Below are 19953 nucleotides of genomic sequence, written 5' to 3' on the forward strand. Positions count from 1 at the left end.
ACTGATAAAGGGCTGTGGTTGGAGCCTTTCTTGAACCGTCATGCGGTAGGAGAACGCAACCAGTCCACAGCATCCCTTACAGTGTAGCACAGCCCTTGGAGAGGGGCTCTAATAACTACTACTCTATAATACAAGGAGAACACCATGAGTAATGAATCCAAAGCGCTGAAAAAGAAGGGCGAGGAACAGCAGGACCGCCAGCCTTGGACGGCCAAGCGGGTGTGCGATGTGATTTTGAATAACGCGCTTATCATCATCATGATTATTGCCGTTATCTACATCGCCACGCAGAACAGCAACTTCGTCAAGCCCGCCTCCCTCATTAACATCCTGTCGCAGACCGCGGCCTACCTCCCGGCGGCGCTCGGCATCGGCGGCTGTATCGTGTTGACCGGCACCGACCTTTCCGCCGGCCGCGCCGTCGGTCTGACCGCCTGTATCTCCGCCTCTCTGCTGCAAAACGCGGCCAATGTGGCGAACAAGATGTGGCCGGATATCGGCACGCTGCCGATCCCTGTCGTCATCATTCTGGCGATGCTGATCGGCGCCGCCATCGGCAGCTTCAACGGCTTCTTTGTCGCAAAGTTCAAGCTGCACCCCTTTATCGTCACGCTGGGCACCCAGCTCATCCTGTACACCTTTCTGCTGCTGTATGTACAGCAGGGCAACAACAAGGGCATGGCCATCTCCAATCTGGACGCGTCCTACACCGACTTCGTCAAGGGCAGCCTGTTCAGCATCGGCGGTACGCCCATCCCCAACTATGTGCTGTTTGCCGTTTTGCTGACCGCTATCATTTGGTTTGTGTGGAATAAGACCACCTTCGGCAAAAATATGTTTGCGCTCGGCTCGAATGAAGAGGCCGCCCGCGTTTCGGGCGTCAACGTGTTTGCGACCACGATCGCTGTTTTCGCGCTGGCCGGCGCAATGTACGGCTTCACCGGCTTTATCGAGGGCGCCCGCATCGGCTCGAACACCGCCAACACCGGCTTGAACTACGAGCTGGACGCGATCGCGGCCTGCGTCATCGGCGGCGTATCATTCGTCGGCGGCATCGGTAAAATCCGCGGCATCGTCATCGGCGTGCTCATGCTGCGCCTGATCTTCGTCGGCCTGACGATGGTAGGCGTGCCGCAGGATCTGCAATACCTCATCAAGGGCGGCATCATCCTGTTCGCCTGCGCGCTGGATATGAGAAAGTATCTGGTCAAAAAGTAAACCTGCTAAGGCTTCACCGAGGGGAGCGCGCGTCAGCGCGCCCCCTTTGTTTTTTTGTCGCAATATGCTATACTAAGCAAAGAAAGAGAAAAGGGGGATCACCGCTATGGAGCTTTACAAGGTGCTGCTGGTGGATGACGAGGCTGAGATACGCATGGGCATCAGCCAAAAGATGGACTGGGGCGGTCTGGGCTTTGCGCTGGTGGGCGAGGCCGATAACGGGCAGGACGCGCTCGAGCTGGCCGAAAGTCTGCGGCCGGACGTGGTGCTGACCGACATCAAAATGCCCTTTATGGATGGGCTGACACTGTGCCGGATACTGACCGCGCGGCTGCCCGCGACCAAATTTGTCGTCTTCTCCGGGTTTGACGATTTTGAATACGCCAAGCAGGCCATCCAGATGAACGTTTCGGAATACATACTCAAGCCTATGGGCGTGGCCGAGCTGTCCGCTGTGCTGCAAAAGCTGCGGGCCGAGCTGGAGCGGGAGCGCACCGCACGGCAGGATGTCGAAACCCTGCGCCGCCGCTATGAGGAAAGCCTGCCGCTGCTGCGCGAGCTGTTCTACACGCATCTGCTTGAGGGGCGCGTCACGCCCGGGCAGGAGCTTGCGCAGGCGCAGCGGCTGGATATCGACCTCTCGGGCAACGCTTGGGTGGCCGCGCTGACCCATGTCGGTGCGGAGCGCGGTAAGGACGCGATGGTATCCCTGTCCATCCAGCAGCTGCTCGAGGAAAACCTGCCCGCCGCGCGGTGCAAGGTCTTTCTGTTCAACGAGTCGGTCGCGCTGATCGCCAAGCTCGGCGCGGGCTTTTCCGTATATGACCTGCTCCGCGCGCTTGACCGGGTGTGTTCACTTGCCGATTCTTATCTGGGGCTGACGCTGACCATGGGCGTGGGCATCCCGTGCGACAGCCTGTCCGGGCTGTCGCAATCGGCCGCGAGCGCCCGAGGTGCGATCGAGTACCGCGCGCTGGTGGGACGGGGACAGGCCATCTACATCGGTGACTTGGAACCGGACAGCGGCGCTTCCCTCTCCTTTGACGAAGCCGATGAGCGGGCGCTGACTGCCGCGGTCAAGCTGGGCGGCGAGGACGAGGTGCGCGCCGCGGTCGCCGCGCTGATGGACAAGCTGCGCGCGGCCAACCCGGCGGCCGGGCAGTCCAACCTGTTCTTTTTGGAGCTGCTGACCTGTCTGCTCAAACTGACCCGCCGGGCAAGCCTCGGTCTTGAGGAGGTTTTTGGCGCGGGCTTCACCGGCTCGGTACAGGCCACGGACTTTCCCTCGCTCGAGGCGCTGGGCGACTGGTGCATTGAGCGCTGCCTGCGCATTCAGGCCCTCATCCGCCGCCGGCAGACCGACTCGGCCGGGCGCACGGTCGAGCTGGCCAAGGACTTTATCCAGCAGCACTATAGCGAGAGCGACCTGTCGGTCGAAACGCTCTGCGGCTATCTGCATCTCAGCCCCGCCTATTTTTCCACCCTCTTCAAGCGGGAGACCGGCATGAGCTTTACCGCCTATGTCACTATCGTGCGCATGGAGGCCGCCACCGCCGCCCTGCGGGACACCGAGGAAAAGACATATCTCATCGCCCGCCACTGCGGCTATGACGACCCCAATTATTTCAGCTATGTGTTCAAAAAGCACTTTGGCGTAACACCGACCAAGTACCGCGCGGGCGGCGCATGACGCGCCGCGAGAGGAGGCCGCCCATGGAAAGACCGTCTATTCGCCTGCGCCGCCGCTGGCGGGAGCTGTACCGCCGCTCCAGCATCCAGCTCATCCTGTCGCTGTCCTTCACGGCGGCGGCTGTGATTGGCATGGTGTGCATGGGGCTGGCGCTGTTTCTGCGCTTTTCCGCCTCGACCAACGCGCTGGCGGCGGAAAACAGCCAGCGGGTGCTGGCACAGGTCAACCTCAATCTGGACAACTATCTGCGCAACCTGATGCGGGTGTCCAACACCGCATATTATCAAGTCATCAAAGACCTTGATCTGGCCGACAGCAGTGCGGCCGACAGCCTGCCCGCCGCGCTCGAACTGCTGTATGAGACCGACGGGGACTCGATCGTCTCACTCGCGGTGTTTTCGCAGGACGGCGGCCTGCTTGCCGCCGCCCCGCTGGCCGATTTGAAGATCAGCGTCACCCCCTCGCAGGAGGAATGGTTCACCACCGCTATGGAGCGCATCGAAAACCTGCATTTTTCCACGCCCCATGTGCAAAATCTCTTTGAAGACCCCGATTACCGCTACCGCTGGGTGGTGTCGCTCAGCCGGCAGGTCGAGCTGACCCGGGACGGCGTCATCGAAAGCGGCGTACTGCTGGTCGATATGAACTTCAGCGGCATCGAGCAGCTATGCAAGGATGTGATGCTGGCCAACAGCAAGGGCTACCTCTACCTGATCGACAGCGCCGGCGAACTGATCTACCATCCCCGCCAGCAGCTGATCTACGCGGGCTTGCAGGCCGAAAACAATCTGGCCGCTGCCGGCTATCACGACGGCAGCCACACCGAGACCTTCGGCGGCCAGCGGCGGCAGGTCACGGTCAAGACCGTGGGCTATACCGGCTGGAAGCTGGTCGGTGTGGTGCCTGAGCAGAACTTCTGGGGCAATTACGGGCAGCTTTTGCTGTTTTTTCTGTTTGTAGTGGGCTTTTCGGTCTTTTTGCTGGTGTTCGTCAACCTGCGTCTGTCCGAATGGATCACTGCCCCGATGAAAAAGCTCGACCGGGCGGTAAAGGAGCTGGAAGCAGGGCGGGAAACGGTCGATTTCGACGCGGGCGGGCCGTATGAGGTCGAACACCTGAGCCACTCGATCCAGTCGATGGTCTCCACCATGCGGCATCTGATGGAGGATATCATCCAGCAGGAAGAGCAAAAGCGCCGCAGCGAGCTGGACGTGCTCCAGTCGCAGATCAACCCGCATTTTCTGTACAACACGCTGGACAGCGTGGTGTGGATGACCGAAAACGGACGCACCGAAGAGGCTGTCCAAATGCTCACCGCGCTCGCCCGCTTCTTCCGCATCTCGCTGAGCCGGGGCAGCAGCTTCATCTCCATCGCTGACGAGCTGGAGCACGCCAGACACTACCTGACCATCCAGAAAATGCGCTATCGCAACAAGTTTTCAGCCACGATCGAGGTCGAGCCGGGCGTGGAAGCTCTTTATACGATCAAGCTGATCGTCCAGCCGCTGCTGGAAAACGCCATCTACCACGGTATGGACTACGCCGACGGGGACGGCGAAATCAGCATCCGCGCCTTCCGGGAGGGGGACGACGCCATCATCGAGGTGACTGACAACGGCCCCGGTATGCCCGAGGAGCTTGTCGAGCAGCTTTTGACCCCCGGCGGCCCTGTCGCGTCCTCCGGCGGCAAGGGCTCGGGCATTGGCTTTCGCAACGTCAGCCAGCGCATCCGGCTGACCTTTGGTGAGCCTTATGGGCTGACTATCCTCAGCGAGCCGGATGCCGGCACGACCGTGCGTATCCACCTGCCCGCGCTCGACGAACAGGCCGTTCGCACCTACCGGAAGGAGGAAACCGAATGAAACGCAAGCTGCTGCTCCATCTGGTGCTCCCCTTGCTGGGACTGAGCGCCTTTTTCTGGCTGCTGGCCTTTGCCCCCGGCGCGTCCCGGCAGCAGACTGCGCTGCTGGAAATGTCGGTCATCCTGCGGGAGGGCGACAGCACCGCCGCGTCCACGCTGCGCAAGGGCATGGAGCAGGCGGCAGTCGACCTGAATGTCGAGCTGCGCTTTCTTGCTCCGTCCACCGCCAACAGCGCCGACGAACAGGCGCAGCTGCTCGCACGGGAGGTCGAAAGCGCAGCCTCGGCCATTTTGCTCTTTCCGGCAGACCGGCAGGCGTTGGCTGACGCGGTCGGCGACGCCGCCGCCAAGGCCGCTGTAGTTACGCTTGAGACCGATATGACCGAACAGGGCGCCAAGTCCTGCGTCAGCGTGGACAATGCCGCGCTGGGCAAGGCGCTGGCCAGAGCCGCGATAAACGGCGTCAGCCCGGGCGGCACGGTGCTGCTGCTGGACAGCGTACCCGGGAACAACGGCATCCGGGAGCGGCTGGACGCCGCCTCCGCAGCGCTGCGCGCGGCGGGACGACAAGTGCGGCTGTGCCCGTGGACGCCAGAGGGCGATGAGCTTGCGGTTGCCCTGCAAACGGGCGATATCGGCGCGGTGGTCGCCTTTGAGGCGACGGCCTTGGAGGCCGCCGCCGAACTGGCGCGCACCAACCCACGCTTTCCGCTGCTGTACGGCGCAGGCTCGAGCGCGGCGATCGCCGCCGGGGTCGAGCGCGGCCGCATCACCGCTATCGCCGCCGAAAACGCCTTTACCGCCGGATATCTGGCGGTCGAGGCCGCTGCGGCCGCTGCCCGGCGCGAGCCGGTCTCCGCCATGCCCGCATTGGATTTCGCTATCATCCGACAGGAAAATATGTATAACGCGGACAACCAGAAGCTGCTTTTCCCGGTCACTTGAAAGGAGGATCTATGAAGCGATTCTTTTGCCTGTTGGTTTCGCTTGCGCTACTGGCAGGCGTTGCCGCCTGCGGCAGCGCCGCCAAGACCACACCGACCATCCGGGTAGGCGTGGCGCTGTACCAGCAGGATGATACGTTCATCTCCACCGTGGTGCAGCATTTGCAGCAGCTCGCTTTGGAGGAGGAGCAGGCGCGGCACATCAAGATCAACCTGCGCATTGCCGACGGGCGGGGCAGTCAGTCCGTCCAGAACGAGCAGGTCGACCGCTTTTTAGACCTGGGCTGCGACGTAATCTGCGTCAATCTGGTTGACCGGACGGCGGCCGCCGTCATTATCGACAAGGCGCAGGCCGCCAATGTGCCGGTCATCTTCTTCAACCGTGAGCCAGTGGTCGAGGATCTGCGCCGCTGGCAGCACGCCTATTATGTCGGCTCGCCCGGCAAGCAGGCCGGCAGGCTGCAGGGCGGCATCGTGCTGGACGCATGGCAGGCCGAAAGCAGCGACATCGACCGCAACGGCGACGGTGTGCTGCAATATGTCATGCTCGAGGGCGAACCCGGCCATCAGGACGCGCTGCTGCGCACCGAATACGCCATCCGCACGCTGACACAGGCGGGCGTGGCCACCGAAAAGCTGGCCAGCGATGCTGTCAACTGGCAGCGGGGCAAGGCCAACATCCGTATGCGCCAATGGCTGCAAGAGTTTGGGGACGGCATCGAGGCTGTGTTCGCCAACAACGACGATATGGCGCTCGGCGCGATCGACGCCTGCATGGCGGCGGGTATGTCGCCCGAGGCGCTGCCCTTTATCGTCGGGGTGGATGCCACACCGCCGGCGCTCGAGGCGCTGGCCGACGGCACACTGCAAGGCACCGTGCGCAACGATGCCGCAGGGCAGGCGGCGGGCATGCTGGGGCTGATCTCGGCGCTGACCCAAGGGCAAGACCCCGCCGAAACCGTCGAGCTGACGGACAGAAAATATGTATGGCTGGAATACACGACCGTCACCCGGGACAACCTCGCGGCATTTCAGCAACCGTAACCGGCATAAAGCAGCCGCCCCGCACCGTGCACACGGCACGATGCGGGGCGGCTTTCTTTTCACTTCTGTCGGCCGTTTTACCGCACGGAGAAACGGTAAACCGTCTGCGCGCGAAAGGTCTCCCCTACCCGCAGCACGGGCGAGGGGAACGACGGCTGGTTGACCGCGTCCGGGAAATGCTGCGTCTCCAGGCAGACGGCGTGACCGGCGGCGTAAACCACGCCGCCCTTTCCCTGCCGCTCGATGAGAAATCCAGCGGTGTATACCTGCATCCCCTCCAATGTGGTCGTCACATCCATGGCGATACCGGTGCGGGGACTGTACAGCGTGGCCACCGGCTCAGCACCGTCATCCAGCACATAATTATGGTCAAAGCCTCTGCTCCCGGCCAGCGCGGGCAGATGCAGCCGCTCGCCCAGCACAGCGCCCGCCCGCAGGTCGAGCGGCGTACCGTCCACGGGCGCGAGCGCGCCGGTCGGGATATTACCCGCGCCCGCGGGCGTGTAGCGCGCCGCCCGCACCGTCAGCACTTGGTCATCTACCCGGCCGCTGTCATGCCCGGACAGGTTGAAATAGGTGTGGTTGGTCAGGTTGACCACGGTATCCTTATCGCTGACCGCGCGGTAGTCGATGCACAGCGCGCCATCGGCCAAGGTGTAGGTCACCTCGGTATGGAGCGCGCCGGGGAAGCCCTCCTCTCCGTCGGGCGAGTCGAGCGTAAAGGTGACGCTGCTGTCCGCGCAGACATAGCGCCACAGCTTTTTGTCAAACCCCTCTGCGCCGCCGTGCAGGCAGTTTTCCCCCTCGTTGGCGGTGACGCGGTACGTCTTGCCGCCGATGGCAAAGCGCGCGCCGCCGATGCGGTTGGCGCACCGGCCGACCGTGCCGCCAAAGCAGGCGTCGTGCCGCCGGTACTCATCCGGCGTGTCGTAGCCCAGACAGACATCCACCAGCGCACCCGTCCGGTCGGGTACACGCAAGCTATGCACCGCCGCGCCAAGTGGGATTAGCGTGACGGCGCAGAGGCCGTCTTGCAGCTCAATCAGCGGCACCTCCGTGCCGTTTACCGTTCCAAAAGCCGTTTTCCTATGCATAGCTCAGCCCTCATAACCGTTCGGATGGCTGCTGTGCCAGCTCCAAGCGTCGGCGATGATCTGCTCCAAGCCCCGGGTGGGCTTCCAGCTCAGCACGGCCGCCGCCTTTTTGTTTGAGGCGATCAGCACCGAGGGGTCACCCGCTCGGCGCGGCTCGATCCGCGCGGGTATCTCCTTGCCGGTGATGCGGCGGGCGGTGTCGATGATCTGCTTGACCGAGTACCCGTCCCCGCTGCCCAGATTGAACACGCCGCTCTCGCCGGTTTTCTCCAAATGCTCGAGCGCCAGCAGGTGCGCCTCTGCCAGATCGCGCACATGGATGTAATCCCGCACGCAGGTGCCGTCCGCCGTGGGGTAATCGTCGCCAAAAATGCCGATATGGCTGCGCTGGCCGAGCGCGGTCTTCATCACCAGTGGAATCAGGTGGCTCTCCGGGTCGTGATCCTCGCCGATGCCCGCGTCCGGGTTCGAGCCGGCGGCGTTAAAATACCGCAGCGCAGCATAGCGGATGCCATAGGCGCGGTCGCACCATTTGAGCATCCCCTCAATGGCCAGCTTGGTCGCGCCGTAGGGATTGGTCGGATCGGTGCGGTCTCCCTCCTCGATCGGCTGTTTTTCCGGCTCACCGTAGGTGGCGGCGGTCGAGGAGAACACGATCTTGTCCACGCCGTGCGCCCGCATCGCGGTCAGCATGGACTGCGAACCGGCTACGTTGTTTCCGTAATACTTCAGCGGGTCGGTAACGCTCTCACCCACCAGCGAGTACGCGGCAAAGTTGATCACGCCGTCGATCTTCTGCTCATGGAACACCTGATCGAGAAAGGCAGCGTCCCGCAGATCGCCCACATACAGCTTGCCCATGTTTTTGACCGCCTGCCAGTGGCCGGTACGCAGGTTGTCTACTACCACCACGTCATAGCCCTTTTCGGCCAGCAGCGCCACCATATGGCTGCCAATGTAGCCGGCGCCGCCGGCCACGAGAATGGTCTTCATATCCGTTTCCTCCTTTATCGCACCGCGTCAATAAACCGCAGGAAGGCCGCTCTGCCCTCGTCGGTGCGCTTATAAACACCGGCGTGCTCAAGCACGGTGGCAAAGACCTTGCCCACCTCTTTTTGCAGGATGTCCATCGCGTTCTCGCGGGTGAAGGTATACTGCTTTTGCAGTCCCTCCGCCCAATCGGCGTGCTTTTCAAGCGCCGCGTCGCCCCGGATATCCCCGCCTTGCACCAGCGCGTCGGCCAGAGCGGTCAGCTCACCCTTGAGCCGTGCGGGCAGCACCGCCAGCCCCATCACTTCAATCAGGCCGATGTTCTCCTTTTTGATATGGTGCAGCTCCTGATGAGGATGGAACACACCGAGCGGATACTCCGCCGTGGTGATGTTGTTGCGCAGCACCAGATCGAGCTCGAATTTGCCCTCCCGCATCCGAGCGATGGGCGTGATGGTATTGTGCGGCTCGCCGTCGGTTTCGGCGAAGATGAAGGCCGTCTCGTCGGTATAGCCGCGCCACGCAGTCAATATCCTGTCCGCCAGCTCGACCAGACGACTGTCATCGGCCGCGCGCAGGCGGATGACCGACATCGGCCACTTGACGATGCCCGCTTCGACATCGTCAAAGCCCGCGAACGAGACCACCTGCTCAACCGGCGCCTTTTCCATGGCAAAGGTGTACCGCCCGCCCTGAAAATGGTCGTGGCTCAAAATAGAACCGCCGACAATGGGCAGATCGGCGTTCGAGCCGACAAAGTAATGCGGGAACTGCCGGACAAAGTCGAGCAGCTTACGGAACGCGGCGCGGTCGATCCGCATGGGCACATGCTGCCCGTTGAAGACGATGCAGTGCTCATTGTAATACACATAGGGACTGTACTGGAAGAACCACGCCTTGCCGTCGATCACGAGGGGGATGATTCGGTGGTTCTGCCGGGCGGGATGGTTCATCCGTCCGGCGTAGCCCTCATTCTCCCGGCAGAGCAGACATTTGGGGTAGCCGCTCTGCGGCGCCGCCTTGGCGGCAGCAATCGCGCGGGGGTCTTTTTCAGGCTTGGAGAGGTTGATGGTGATATCCAGCTCACCGTAAGGTGTGGGGCTGACCCACTTGACATCCCGCGCAATGCGGTAGCTGCGGATGTAGTCGGTATCCTGACAGAAGCGGTAATACCAATCGGTCGCGCTCTGCGGCGAGAGCGCGTACCGCGCCCGGAACTGGCGGATGACCCGCGTGGGGCGGGGCGTCAGCCGACCCATCAGCCGGGTGTCAAACAGATCGCGGCTGGTGATATCATCGGCCACGCGGCCTTGCTGCACCGCCCAGTCCAAAATATCGTGCAAAATCTCCTCGAGCGGCCGGTCGGCCACCGTCTCCGGCGGCTCCCAGCTGTCCAGCCCCAGCTCACCAAGCAGGGTGTTGATCGTCCAAACGCGCTCGACCTCGTCCACAAGGCCAGTGCGGACGGCATAGTCCGTCAGCGCGGCAACAGCTTGATAGATCATTCTGCGCCTCCTTATCCCAGCCGCACACCGCCCACCGGGCGGATGGCCGCCACATGGCAGCTGCCTGCGCCCAGCACGGCCTCGGTCTCTGCTTTGAAGTACGCGAGCGCGTCCAGCGGCACAAAGGCCTGCGCCGTGCCGCCAAAGCCGCCGCCGTGCACGCGCACCGCGCCCCGGCCTGCCAGCAGCCGCTCACACAGGGCGATGGTCACCATCAGCTCCTGCCGGACGGTCTGGCCGGTGGGGATGACGTTTTGCAGATACAGCGCCGACGAGCGTCCGGACGCGCGCACCAGCGCCAAAAAGCGCTCGAAATTGCCTGTACGCAGCGCGTCGGCCTCGTCGGCGGCACGCTGGTTCTCGGCATAGAAATGGAACGCGCGCAGCACGCCCCGGTCGCCCGCAGCCTTACGCACCGCGGGCAGCGCCGCCAGAAATTCCTGCTCGGGTACGTCCCGCAGATAGGACTTGCCGAAATAACCGCTCACGGCCTTCAGCTCACCGGTGATCGCCGCATACTCGGCGGTCAGGTCGGCATGATCCGCGCCGGAGTCCAGAATGCACAGCGCGTACCCCTCGGCGCGCAGGTCAAGTCCGATCCCCTCGACCATCGGGCGGTCGGTATCGGCAAAGTCGATCGCCACCACGCCGCCGACCGCCGAGGCGGTCTGATCCATCAATCCGCACGGCTTGCCGAAGAACACATTTTCGGCATACTGGCCAATCTTGGCAAGCTCCACCTGGCTGAGCAGGGTTTCATCGCCGTTGTTGTACTCGCCGCGCAGAATGGCACCCACGACCACCTCAAACGCAGCCGAGCTGGAAAGGCCGCTGCCGCGCAGCACATCGCTGGTGGAGAATGCATCAAAGCCGCCCACCTTGCCGCCTACTTTCGCAACGCCTGCCGCCACACCGCGGATCAGCGCTGCCGAATGCGAGGCTTCGCTTTCAACAGGCTCCAAGCGGTTCAGGTCGATGCCGTCAATGCGGCCAAAGCCCTTGCTTTTAAAGTTGATCACATTGTTATCATTTTTGCTCACCACGGCAATAATATCCAGATTCACGCCCGCAGCCATCACCACGCCGTTGTTATGGTCGGTATGGTTGCCGCCCAGTTCAGTGCGGCCGGGAGCCGAATAAATGCGCAGGTCACGGCCTTCGCCGAAGCATTCTTCAAACTCCTGAATGGTTTGGATATAGCGCTTGCGCTGAGTTTCGATCACCGCAGCATCGTGGGCGTAAAGGCGGCCAAAGACACCATCGAATTCTCCGGCCTCGATTCGGGTTATCAGCTGTTTCGCAGTTGCCATGATAAAATCCTCCTTAAATGCTTGTGTGGGGCTGTTGCCATGCCGTACAAAATTTTCTACACGCAATTCCTCATTTTATGAATATTATACCAAACGAAAAAGATAAGTAAACTATTTTTTGTGTTGAAATATGGACTTTTGTTGAATCAGCTGGTATAATGGTTAAAATAGCGGATTTTGTAGGTATATTCTGCGGCAGAAAGGAGTCCCTGCAATATGACAAACGATACAAAGCAATCCTTTAAACAAAGCTATACCGATAATATCGAACTTTCCATTTTCAACTGCGGCCACGAGCAGTGTGACCCCTGCCATACCTGGGGCCCCGGCATCCGCGATCATTATCTGATCCATCTGGTCGTAGCCGGAAAAGGCACCTACAAAACCGAAAGCGGCACCTTCCAGCTGCAGGCGGGCGATTTGTTTTTGGTAAAGCCCAGCCATCTGGTGACCTATACTGCCGATGCCGAAGCCCCCTGGAAGTATTACTGGGTGGGCTTTAACGGCGCGTGCGCAAACCGGCTGGTACAGCAAACGCCCTTTTCGGATGCCAAGCCTGTGTTCCACTGCCAGAATCCTGAGCTTTTGCAAAGCGCCTTGCACGATATTTACAGCGTGCATGGCCCCGAGCCCCATCAGGAAGCTGCCATGGTGGGCAAGTTGTACCTGTTCATGTCCGAGCTGATGAAAGAAGCACAGGCACTGGAGCCCTACAACCCCAGCAGCAGCTCGCAATATGTGCTGAGCGCGATCAAGTATATTCAGTTCAACTATTCGCGTGATATCAGCATTGATGATATTGCCCGCAGCGTGGGTGTGAGCCGCAGCCACTTGTACCGTGTGTTTATCAACAATGTTGGCCAAAGCCCCATTGATTACCTTACCAACTACCGCATTGGCGAGGCGTGCAACCTGCTGCGCAGCAGCAGCCTTTCCATTGCCGAGATCGCTGTTTCGGTGGGATTTTTTGACCAGTTCTATTTCTCGCGCGTGTTTAAAAAGCTGAAGGGCGTGCCGCCAAGCCGCTATCTGGCACAAAGCGAGAAAAACAACTGACCTGCCGGGAGCAAATGATGATGAAAAAGAACCTGTTTCCTGTTTTTCTGCGGCTGGCCGCATTGGCCGCCTGCATTTACGCCTGTGTGCTTTCCGTGCGGCTGGCCACCGGCGACCATGGCTCCCCTGCTTTGGTGGGCGTGGTGGGCCCTGCCGAGCCTATTTCTTATCTGGATACCGATGCCTTTGCGGAATCCCTGGCCGAGCTTGACTGCGAGGTGCGCGTGAGCGATGCAGGCACTTCCGCCGCCGATGCGGCGCTGCAGCTGATCGAGCAGGGGGCCGAGGTGATTGTGATCGGCAGCGATGTGCCGTTTACAGACCCCGATGTGTTCACGCAGGCTGCTGCGCACAGCACCACCCTTTTGTTTGTAGGGGCTTCGCCGCAGCAAAAGCTGCTGGACAGCTATGACAAGGCCTGGGCGCTGGACAATGACGCCGCACACGGCGGGCAGCTTTTGGGCAAGCAGGCCGCCATGGCTTTTCGTGAGGGCAGCCTGCAGGATGTTGATGATGACAAACTGCTGGACTGCATTGGCCTTTTGCCCGGTGACTATCCCAGCGCCGGTATAGTGGGGCGTGAATTTTTGGCCGAGTGTGAGCACTATGGCGTTTACACCGATCTGCACCACAATTTCACCGATGTGATGGCCGATCTGCATTACAGCTTAAACGAAGTATGGCAGCAGGATGCACAGCCTGCCGATGCTTTGGAAGACGATTCTGCCGGAGATATTTCAGACACCTCGCAGCCCGAGGTGATTTTCTGCGCAGGCAGCCGCGCCGCTGAGCTGGCGCACGAGCAAGCCCGGCAGATGGGCTGGCTGGGCACAACACGCATTGCCGCACTGGCCGAAAGCCGCGAAAGCGCACAGGCGCTGCGCGATGCCGGCACGGCAGATTATATTGCCTATTATGACCGCGAAATCGCCACAAGCATTCTGTCGCAGTTTACGCACAACGCCCTGAACTATCGTTTTGTGGCACAGGACTGCACGGTGCAGCCCGATGAAAACAAGCATTTTATTTTTGGATACCAGCTTTTGGAGTAAACAGTTTATGGCTTTGCATAAAAACGAGATCATCCCACTGACCATTGAATCGCTGAGCAGCGACGGCAGCGGCGTGGGGCATTATGAGGGCGAGGCAGTGTTTGTGCCCGCCACGGCCCCCGGCGATGTGCTGCAGGCACGCATTGTGAAAGACTGCAAGCACTATGCTTTTGGCATTGTGGACAAGTTAGAAGCCCCCGGCCCCGGCCGTGTGCAGCCGGACTGCCCGGTGTATCGCCCCTGCGGCGGATGCTGCTTTCGGCATTTGAGCTATGAGGCCGAACTTGCCGCCAAGCAAAGCTTTGTGGCCGATGCTTTTTCGCGCATTGGCGGGCTGGAAATTCCCATGCTGCCCATTTTGCCCAGTCCCCTGCCCCAGCGTTACCGCAATAAAGTACAGTATCCTGTGGCCCTTTCGCCTGATGGGCACATTGTCACCGGCTTTTACGCAGGCCGCACACACAATGTGATCCCCTGCAGCGACTGCCTTTTGCAGCCCGATGTGCTGAACCGGATCGCGCAAAGCGTGTGCCGCCTGTTGGAGCAGTATCATGTGAGCGTATACAACGAACAGACCGGCAAGGGGCTTATCCGGCACATATTTTTGCGTCAGGGCTATCACAGCGGCGAGATTTTGGTGTGTTTGGTGGCCAATGGCCGCAGCCTGCCCCACAGCCGTGAGATCTGCGAAGCCCTGCAGAAAGAGTTTTCTTCCATCGTGGGCATTTTGCTGAATGTCAACACCAAGCGCACCAATGTGATCACCGGCCCCGAAAGCATTCTGCTGGCCGGGCGGGAGTTTTTGCGTGACACCCTGTGCGGCGTGCCTGTAGAGCTTGGCCCTTTGAGTTTTTATCAGGTCAACACGCCGGGGGCTGAACAGCTGTATGGCGTAGCCCGTGAATTCGCCGCGCTGAAGCCCGGCGACCTGCTGCTGGATCTTTACTGCGGCATGGGCACCATTGGCCTGAGCATGGCAGCCGATTGCAGCCAGCTGATCGGCGTGGAGATCATCTCTGAGGCGGTGGAAAGCGCCCGCCGCAATGCAGCCGCCATGGGGGTGCAGAATGCACGCTTTTTCTGTGCCGATGCCGGTCAGGCTGCCGCGCAGCTGGCCGAAGAGGGCCTTGCCCCCAACTGCATTGTGCTGGACCCTCCCCGCAAAGGCTGTGACCAGACCACACTGGATGCCGTTTTAAAAATGGCCCCGCCCACTTTGGTGATGGTGAGCTGTAACCCCGCCACCGCCGCGCGCGATGTGCGCTATTTGGTCGACCATGGCTACACCGCCCAAAAAGTGCAGGCCGTGGATATGTTTGCACGCACAAAGCATTGTGAATGCGTGGTTTTGTTGTCCAAGTCCCGTCCCGAAACGGTATAACCGTTGGCTTTGGTCTGGGCAAACCGGATGGTGCCGCGAAAGCCAAGGCCGCCTGTTTTCATTTCCGGCATCCCATGGAAAAATGCAGTCCGTAAAAGTCTGCGGATGACATTTCCCCGTTTTAACCTAAGAAAGATACGCCATCGCGGAAGCGATAACGCATTTTGAAATAATTTGACTTCAACATAAGAAAACGCCGAAGCAGTACCTTTACAGTGCTGCTTCGGCGTTTTTAGTGTTTGGCTTTATATGCTTCGCCCCATGCCCACACGGAGTCCAGAATGGGTTTCAGGCTTTTACCGAGTTCCGTCAGCGAATACTCCACCCGGGGAGGGACTTCAGCGTAGACCTTGCGTTTCACAAGTCCGCTCTCCTCCATCGCCCGGAGCTGGGCAGTCAAGACCTTTTGGGACACATTGCCAACGGACTTTTTCAGCTCCCCAAACCGTTTTGTTCCCGGCATCAAGTCCCGCAGGATCAGCACCTTCCACTTATCCCCGATAAGGGTCAGCGTGGTTTCCACGGGACAGGCAGGAAGTTCATTCTTTGCTTTTGCTTCGATCATTTCGATCCCTCCATAAAAATTTTTTCCAAGCAAGGATGGACCTGTCGGACTTTCCGGCACTCATCGGTGCATTTGCTTTCGGACCGCTCTCCGGTCTGCTTATTGAACTTGTCAAAAATACCTTGCAGCTTCTGACCACCTCCACGGGAGGTGTCGGAGAGATCGCCAACTTTCTGATGGGCGCTTCCTATGTAGTCGCTGCCGGGGTTATTTATAAACACCGCAAGACCAAGAAAACGGCGCTGCTTGCCTGTGTCGCTGCCAGCTTTGTGATGGGTGCTGCCGCAGCATTGGCGAACTACTTCATCCTGCTGCCGCTGTTTGAAACCTTTATGCCGCTGGATCAGCTTATCGCCTCCTTCGGCGCCTTTCTGCCCTTCATCCACACAAAGCTGGACATTGTGCTGTTCAATGCCTTGCCCTTCAACATTCTGAAAGGGGTTATCATTGGCGGCTTTACCATGCTGACCTATAAACGGCTCACGCCGATTCTGAAAGGGCGTTGATGGTATGACGAAACAAGATTATTTGGAATTACTGGTGGAAAAAATCCGCTCCACCACCATTGCCACCATCGGTGCAGACGGGCATCCCCAGACCCGTGTCATCGACATGATGCTCTATGACGAGCAGGGCGTGTATTTTCTCACCGCCAAGGGCAAGGCATTCTATGCCCAGCTCATGGAGCAGGGGTACATCGCTCTGTCTGCCACCAAGGACAAAATCTCGATCTCCCTGCGGGGCAAGATCAAAAACATCAGCAACGAAAAGCTGGACGAGATCTTCGAGAAAAACACCTATACCCCCGTCATCATCAAGTACCCCTTCTGGCAGATGACAGCCAAGAGCCCAAATGCGATCTACGCCTGTATCAACCAAAGGCAGGCCGTTTGCCCGCAGGAGATCAAAAAGCAGTCGATTTGTATCGACTGGGATATTGGATCTATAATAAACCAGATCGCCATCCGGTAAAAAACTGCCGCAATCCTTGCACAACACCCCATTTGTCATACTTGTCTGACAAATGGGGTGTTGTGCTATGCCCAAAAAAAGTCCAAACAAAAGAAATCCGCTGCCTACCAACCTCGTTTAGCACATGGATCAAATTGTATCAGCCCATTTTTGCTCTTGAGTGTGCCTGCCAATCATGCTACACTCATATGCAATGATGGAATGAATATAATGCGGGTATACTCCCCTGCTTTTTACAAAGTTTTCATGAAATTTCACTTTTGTTCTGCTTTCCCTGTAGATCACGGTTTTTCTATATCTCGGAGCGAATACGATGTGGTATTCGCATCGGCAGCTTGCATACACCGGGTGCCTCACTTTATTTTGATATTTCAAAAACCTCTCTGTTGCTTTTAGTGATGCGGTCATCAAACCACTCTAATCGTAACACAGAGGTTTTTACTTTTATTTTGAATTTTATCCTGTCCCAATAAAAATCTGATATTTGCCATGCCAACATCTGATCAAAAGCAGCGTTTCCTTCTCTTATGCTTCGTTTTTTGTAGGTATGTCATTTTCCGAAGCAGTCTGCTTTTCTGTTTCAAATGTTTTTATAGACAAGCGTTCCGGCAAAGATTTTGATCGGCCGCAATATAAGGCCCTGATGCGCAAAATCAAAAGAAACGATATTATGTATATCAAGAGCATTGACCGCTTGGGCCGCAATTACACCGAAATTTTAGACCAGTGGCGTATTTTGACTAAGGATAAAGGCATTGACATTGTGGCGCTGGATATGTCTTTGCTGGACACCCGCCGGGGCAAGGATTTAATGGGAACTTTTTTAAGCGACATTGTTTTGCAGGTGCTTTCTTTTGTGGCAGAAAATGAGCGCGCGGACATCCGCAGACGGCAAGCTGAAGGTATTGCTGCGGCCAAAGCCCGCGGTGTACGCTTTGGCCGTCCGCCAACTCCTTTGCCGGAAGACTTTCACACTGCTTATCAGCTTTGGAAAAGCGGAAAAATAACCGGCACACAAGCCGCAAAAAAATGCGGCATGCCGCTTGCTACATTTCGATATAGAGCCAAAATTTACGATAACGGATAAGCCGCCCCGTTCTTTTTTTACAAAAATGTGTACTTTATTGTAAACAGGAAAAATTGCATAGAATATACTTTTCTATTGAATTTTCTATCATTTTGTGATAAATATTATAATATGATTGATTTTATAAGTAAAATTACAATAAAGTACACATTTTGAAAAAGAGCTATAAATAAATCTTTTGCACTTTTGTTTTTTTACTAAAATAAATGCTTAATCAATCAAATCATTCTATTTGAGCATAAAAACAGAAGGGAATATTTTATGAATCGTTTTATAGAAAAATTTCGTTCGGAAAGAAGTGTCTTTTTCAAAATTGGCATTCTGATCTTGCTTTATTTTGGAGCTAATGTTTATTTTGCTTTTGCTACCGACACCTATGCTACCTTTTCGGGCGGCTTTTTATCATCAGCCATCGATATGACAACGCGTAACGGTCGCCCTATCATTGGTTTCATCTACTTGCTGCATTCTTTAAGCGGTTTGTCCAACGAATCCTTTTATACCATTTCCAGTGCGCTTGCATTGGTATTTTTAGCCGCAGCTGTTTGGCTGTATCAACGCATTCTTGCAAAATATCAGCTTGGAGAAAACACAAGGATTTTGCTTTCGTTCGTGGCCATTGCCAATATATTCATCATTGAATATTTTATGTTTATTGAAAAATGCGGCTTCATGCTTGCTGTTCTGCTAAACATTGCTGCCGTGTATTGCGCAGAGAGCTTTTTTGCTTCCAAACGGTTTCCTTATTTGATTGCCCTGCAGGCTTTTCTGATTCTGGTTATTCTTACCTATCCCGGAACAATTGCATTATTTGTCATATTGAGCATTCCTTTTGCCCTTAATCATTCAAAAAATTTGAAAGCGTATATACAAAACCTTTTTTGTATTGGCTTATCCTATGTATTTTCTGTGTCCGTTGATTTGCTGGCTTTTAAATTTATCTTCAAAAGCTCTCGTATTTCTTATTCCAACGATTTGGTTTCCAATATTGAAACCGTTATTCGCGGAGCAATCGAATATGCGATTTCAACCTTTGATATTTTGCCGCGATTTTTGTTTTTAACGCTCACCGCGTTTCTCTTTGCGGCTGTGGTTATATCAGCCTTTTCGCATAAAAATAAATTTTTGTATATTTTAAATGCATTCGTGATTTCCTTTGCAGCCCTGGTGTTTTCTACCGCAACTATATTGCAGGGCTCGGGCTGGTGGTCTACAAGAACTACTTATCCCATTGCAAGTGTTGCCGGTGCATTTGCCGTGCAGCTCTTTCTCAGCTTTCCAAGCATCCCTGCACAATGTCAAAAAGCAAGACTTGCACAGCGCCTTTCCCTGTTGGCCATCGTGATTTTACTTGTTTGCCAATATTTTTCTTTTAACAAAATTTATATAGACAAATACAAACTGAACGCCCTTGATGCATACCGGTGTCATTATATCGGTCAGGCTATACAAGATCATCAAGAGGTTACCGGCGAAACCATCAAGCGTATTGCATTTTACAAAGATCACACCCCGACATATTCCTATCCTGACCTATATGCTCAGGGCGATCTCATTGTAAGCGCACTCACCATGGAATGGAGCGATCTGCTTTCCATCAATTATTATCTTGGAACCAGTTACGAAAAAGCCGTTCCCTCTGATTCGTATATCGAATACTTTGCTTCAAAGGACTGGGATCAATTATCGCAAAACCAGTTTATTTTTGATGGCGATACATTGCATTTATGTATTTATTGATTCCTTTCTTCTGCTCTATATAAAAACATACCGCACCATTTTTCAGCCGCTCTGGCCGGGAAATGGTGCGGTATGTTTTTATGCCTGCTCTGCCAGCTTTAAAAAGGCTTTCATTTCCGGCGTACACCACTTGTCCTTATGATACAGTACCTGCCGGTACATTGTCACGCGGAAATCCGAAACCTCCAGCCTTTGCAGCTTGCCTTCCCGGATGCCTTCCTCCACTGCGAATTTTGGCAGCAGCGATACCCCCTGGTTGCTTTCCAGCATTTTAATGATAAACGAAGTATCGCTGATTTCTAAGCTTGGGGAAAGCTCGATATCGTGCGCTGCTAAAAAGCGGTCAAACCGGCGGCGGTAGTTGGCATTTTTTTCCGTGAGGAAAAACGGCTTGTCCAAAAGCTCGCTGACGCAAAGTGCGCCTTGATGGGGCAGCGGCAAGCC

General features: G+C 56.9%; 18 protein-coding genes. 12 read left to right on the plus strand and 6 right to left on the minus strand.

Annotated elements, in window-relative coordinates:
- The first annotated feature begins 144 nt into the window (after positions 1 to 144).
- The 5 genes from MR935_RS07225 (at position 145) to MR935_RS07245 (ending at position 6757) form a co-directional block, all read left to right on the plus strand.
- On the plus strand, positions 145 to 1218 hold the full coding sequence (locus MR935_RS07225; protein ID WP_290572317.1) for a galactose/methyl galactoside ABC transporter permease MglC: 1074 nt from the start codon (positions 145 to 147) through the stop codon (positions 1216 to 1218).
- A gap of 106 nt (positions 1219 to 1324) precedes the next feature.
- Positions 1325 to 2908 (plus strand): response regulator, encoded by a 1584-nt coding sequence (locus tag MR935_RS07230; protein WP_290572318.1) that lies wholly within the window; start codon positions 1325 to 1327, stop codon positions 2906 to 2908.
- A gap of 23 nt (positions 2909 to 2931) precedes the next feature.
- Positions 2932 to 4770 carry a sensor histidine kinase gene (locus MR935_RS07235; protein ID WP_290572319.1) on the plus strand — a complete coding sequence of 613 codons (1839 nt, stop codon included), beginning with the start codon at positions 2932 to 2934 and terminating at the stop codon, positions 4768 to 4770.
- Positions 4767 to 5714 carry a substrate-binding domain-containing protein gene (locus tag MR935_RS07240; RefSeq protein WP_290572322.1) on the plus strand — a complete coding sequence of 316 codons (948 nt, stop codon included), beginning with the start codon at positions 4767 to 4769 and terminating at the stop codon, positions 5712 to 5714. Before MR935_RS07235 ends, MR935_RS07240 begins: the two co-directional genes overlap by 4 nt.
- 11 nt (positions 5715 to 5725) lie before the next feature.
- Positions 5726 to 6757, plus strand: coding sequence for a galactose ABC transporter substrate-binding protein (locus MR935_RS07245; RefSeq protein ID WP_290572324.1), 1032 nt, complete (start codon positions 5726 to 5728; stop codon positions 6755 to 6757).
- A gap of 77 nt (positions 6758 to 6834) precedes the next feature.
- Here the strand turns inward: MR935_RS07245 and MR935_RS07250 are convergent, their stop codons facing one another.
- The 4 genes from MR935_RS07250 to MR935_RS07265 are packed head-to-tail and all read right to left on the minus strand — an operon-like array spanning position 6835 to position 11656.
- The gene (locus tag MR935_RS07250) at positions 6835 to 7851 is read right to left on the minus strand and encodes an aldose epimerase family protein (RefSeq protein ID WP_290572326.1); all 1017 of its coding nucleotides are present in this window, start codon (positions 7849 to 7851) and stop codon (positions 6835 to 6837) included.
- A gap of 3 nt (positions 7852 to 7854) precedes the next feature.
- Positions 7855 to 8844 carry a UDP-glucose 4-epimerase GalE gene (gene galE / locus MR935_RS07255; protein WP_290572328.1) on the minus strand — a complete coding sequence of 330 codons (990 nt, stop codon included), beginning with the start codon at positions 8842 to 8844 and terminating at the stop codon, positions 7855 to 7857.
- 14 nt (positions 8845 to 8858) lie between these two features.
- On the minus strand, positions 8859 to 10346 hold the full coding sequence (gene galT, locus MR935_RS07260; protein WP_290572330.1) for a UDP-glucose--hexose-1-phosphate uridylyltransferase: 1488 nt from the start codon (positions 10344 to 10346) through the stop codon (positions 8859 to 8861).
- Positions 10347 to 10357: 11 nt separating this feature from the next.
- Positions 10358 to 11656 carry a galactokinase gene (locus tag MR935_RS07265; RefSeq protein WP_290572332.1) on the minus strand — a complete coding sequence of 433 codons (1299 nt, stop codon included), beginning with the start codon at positions 11654 to 11656 and terminating at the stop codon, positions 10358 to 10360.
- A gap of 216 nt (positions 11657 to 11872) precedes the next feature.
- Here MR935_RS07265 and MR935_RS07270 point away from each other — a divergent pair, with 216 nt between their 5' ends.
- Genes MR935_RS07270 through rlmD form a run of 3 tightly spaced genes read left to right on the plus strand, consistent with a single transcriptional unit; the run spans position 11873 to position 15145 of the window.
- Positions 11873 to 12712 (plus strand): AraC family transcriptional regulator, encoded by an 840-nt coding sequence (locus MR935_RS07270; RefSeq protein ID WP_290572334.1) that lies wholly within the window; start codon positions 11873 to 11875, stop codon positions 12710 to 12712.
- Positions 12713 to 12732: 20 nt separating this feature from the next.
- Complete coding sequence (locus MR935_RS07275) at positions 12733 to 13764, plus strand: hypothetical protein (protein WP_290572336.1); 1032 nt, start codon at positions 12733 to 12735, stop codon at positions 13762 to 13764.
- 7 nt (positions 13765 to 13771) lie between these two features.
- Entirely contained in the window at positions 13772 to 15145 is a 1374-nt protein-coding gene (rlmD, locus tag MR935_RS07280; RefSeq protein ID WP_290572338.1) for a 23S rRNA (uracil(1939)-C(5))-methyltransferase RlmD, read from the plus strand.
- Positions 15146 to 15377: 232 nt separating this feature from the next.
- On the opposite strand, the gene MR935_RS07285 is transcribed toward rlmD, so the two are convergent.
- Positions 15378 to 15710: a winged helix-turn-helix transcriptional regulator gene (locus MR935_RS07285; protein ID WP_290572340.1), complete on the minus strand. Its 333-nt coding sequence runs from the start codon at positions 15708 to 15710 to the stop codon at positions 15378 to 15380.
- Here MR935_RS07285 and MR935_RS07290 point away from each other — a divergent pair.
- The 4 genes from MR935_RS07290 (at position 15698) to MR935_RS07305 (ending at position 19509) form a co-directional block, all read left to right on the plus strand.
- Entirely contained in the window at positions 15698 to 16216 is a 519-nt protein-coding gene (locus MR935_RS07290) for an ECF transporter S component (RefSeq protein ID WP_290572349.1), read from the plus strand. The genes MR935_RS07285 and MR935_RS07290 overlap by 13 nt on opposite strands.
- Before the next feature lie 4 nt (positions 16217 to 16220).
- Positions 16221 to 16682 carry a pyridoxamine 5'-phosphate oxidase family protein gene (locus MR935_RS07295; protein WP_290572342.1) on the plus strand — a complete coding sequence of 154 codons (462 nt, stop codon included), beginning with the start codon at positions 16221 to 16223 and terminating at the stop codon, positions 16680 to 16682.
- 547 nt (positions 16683 to 17229) lie between these two features.
- Positions 17230 to 17769: a recombinase family protein gene (locus MR935_RS07300; RefSeq protein ID WP_290572344.1), complete on the plus strand. Its 540-nt coding sequence runs from the start codon at positions 17230 to 17232 to the stop codon at positions 17767 to 17769.
- Positions 17770 to 18030: 261 nt separating this feature from the next.
- Positions 18031 to 19509 carry a glucosyltransferase domain-containing protein gene (locus MR935_RS07305; protein ID WP_290572346.1) on the plus strand — a complete coding sequence of 493 codons (1479 nt, stop codon included), beginning with the start codon at positions 18031 to 18033 and terminating at the stop codon, positions 19507 to 19509.
- A 78-nt stretch (positions 19510 to 19587) separates the two neighbouring features.
- Here MR935_RS07305 and MR935_RS07310 read toward each other — a convergent pair.
- On the minus strand, positions 19588 to 19953 hold a 366-nt coding region (locus tag MR935_RS07310), incomplete at its 5' end, for a LysR family transcriptional regulator substrate-binding protein (protein ID WP_290572348.1).

Origin of the sequence: Agathobaculum sp. (genome assembly GCF_022775115.1) — a bacterium.
Classification (GTDB): Bacteria; Bacillota; Clostridia; order Oscillospirales; family Butyricicoccaceae; genus Agathobaculum.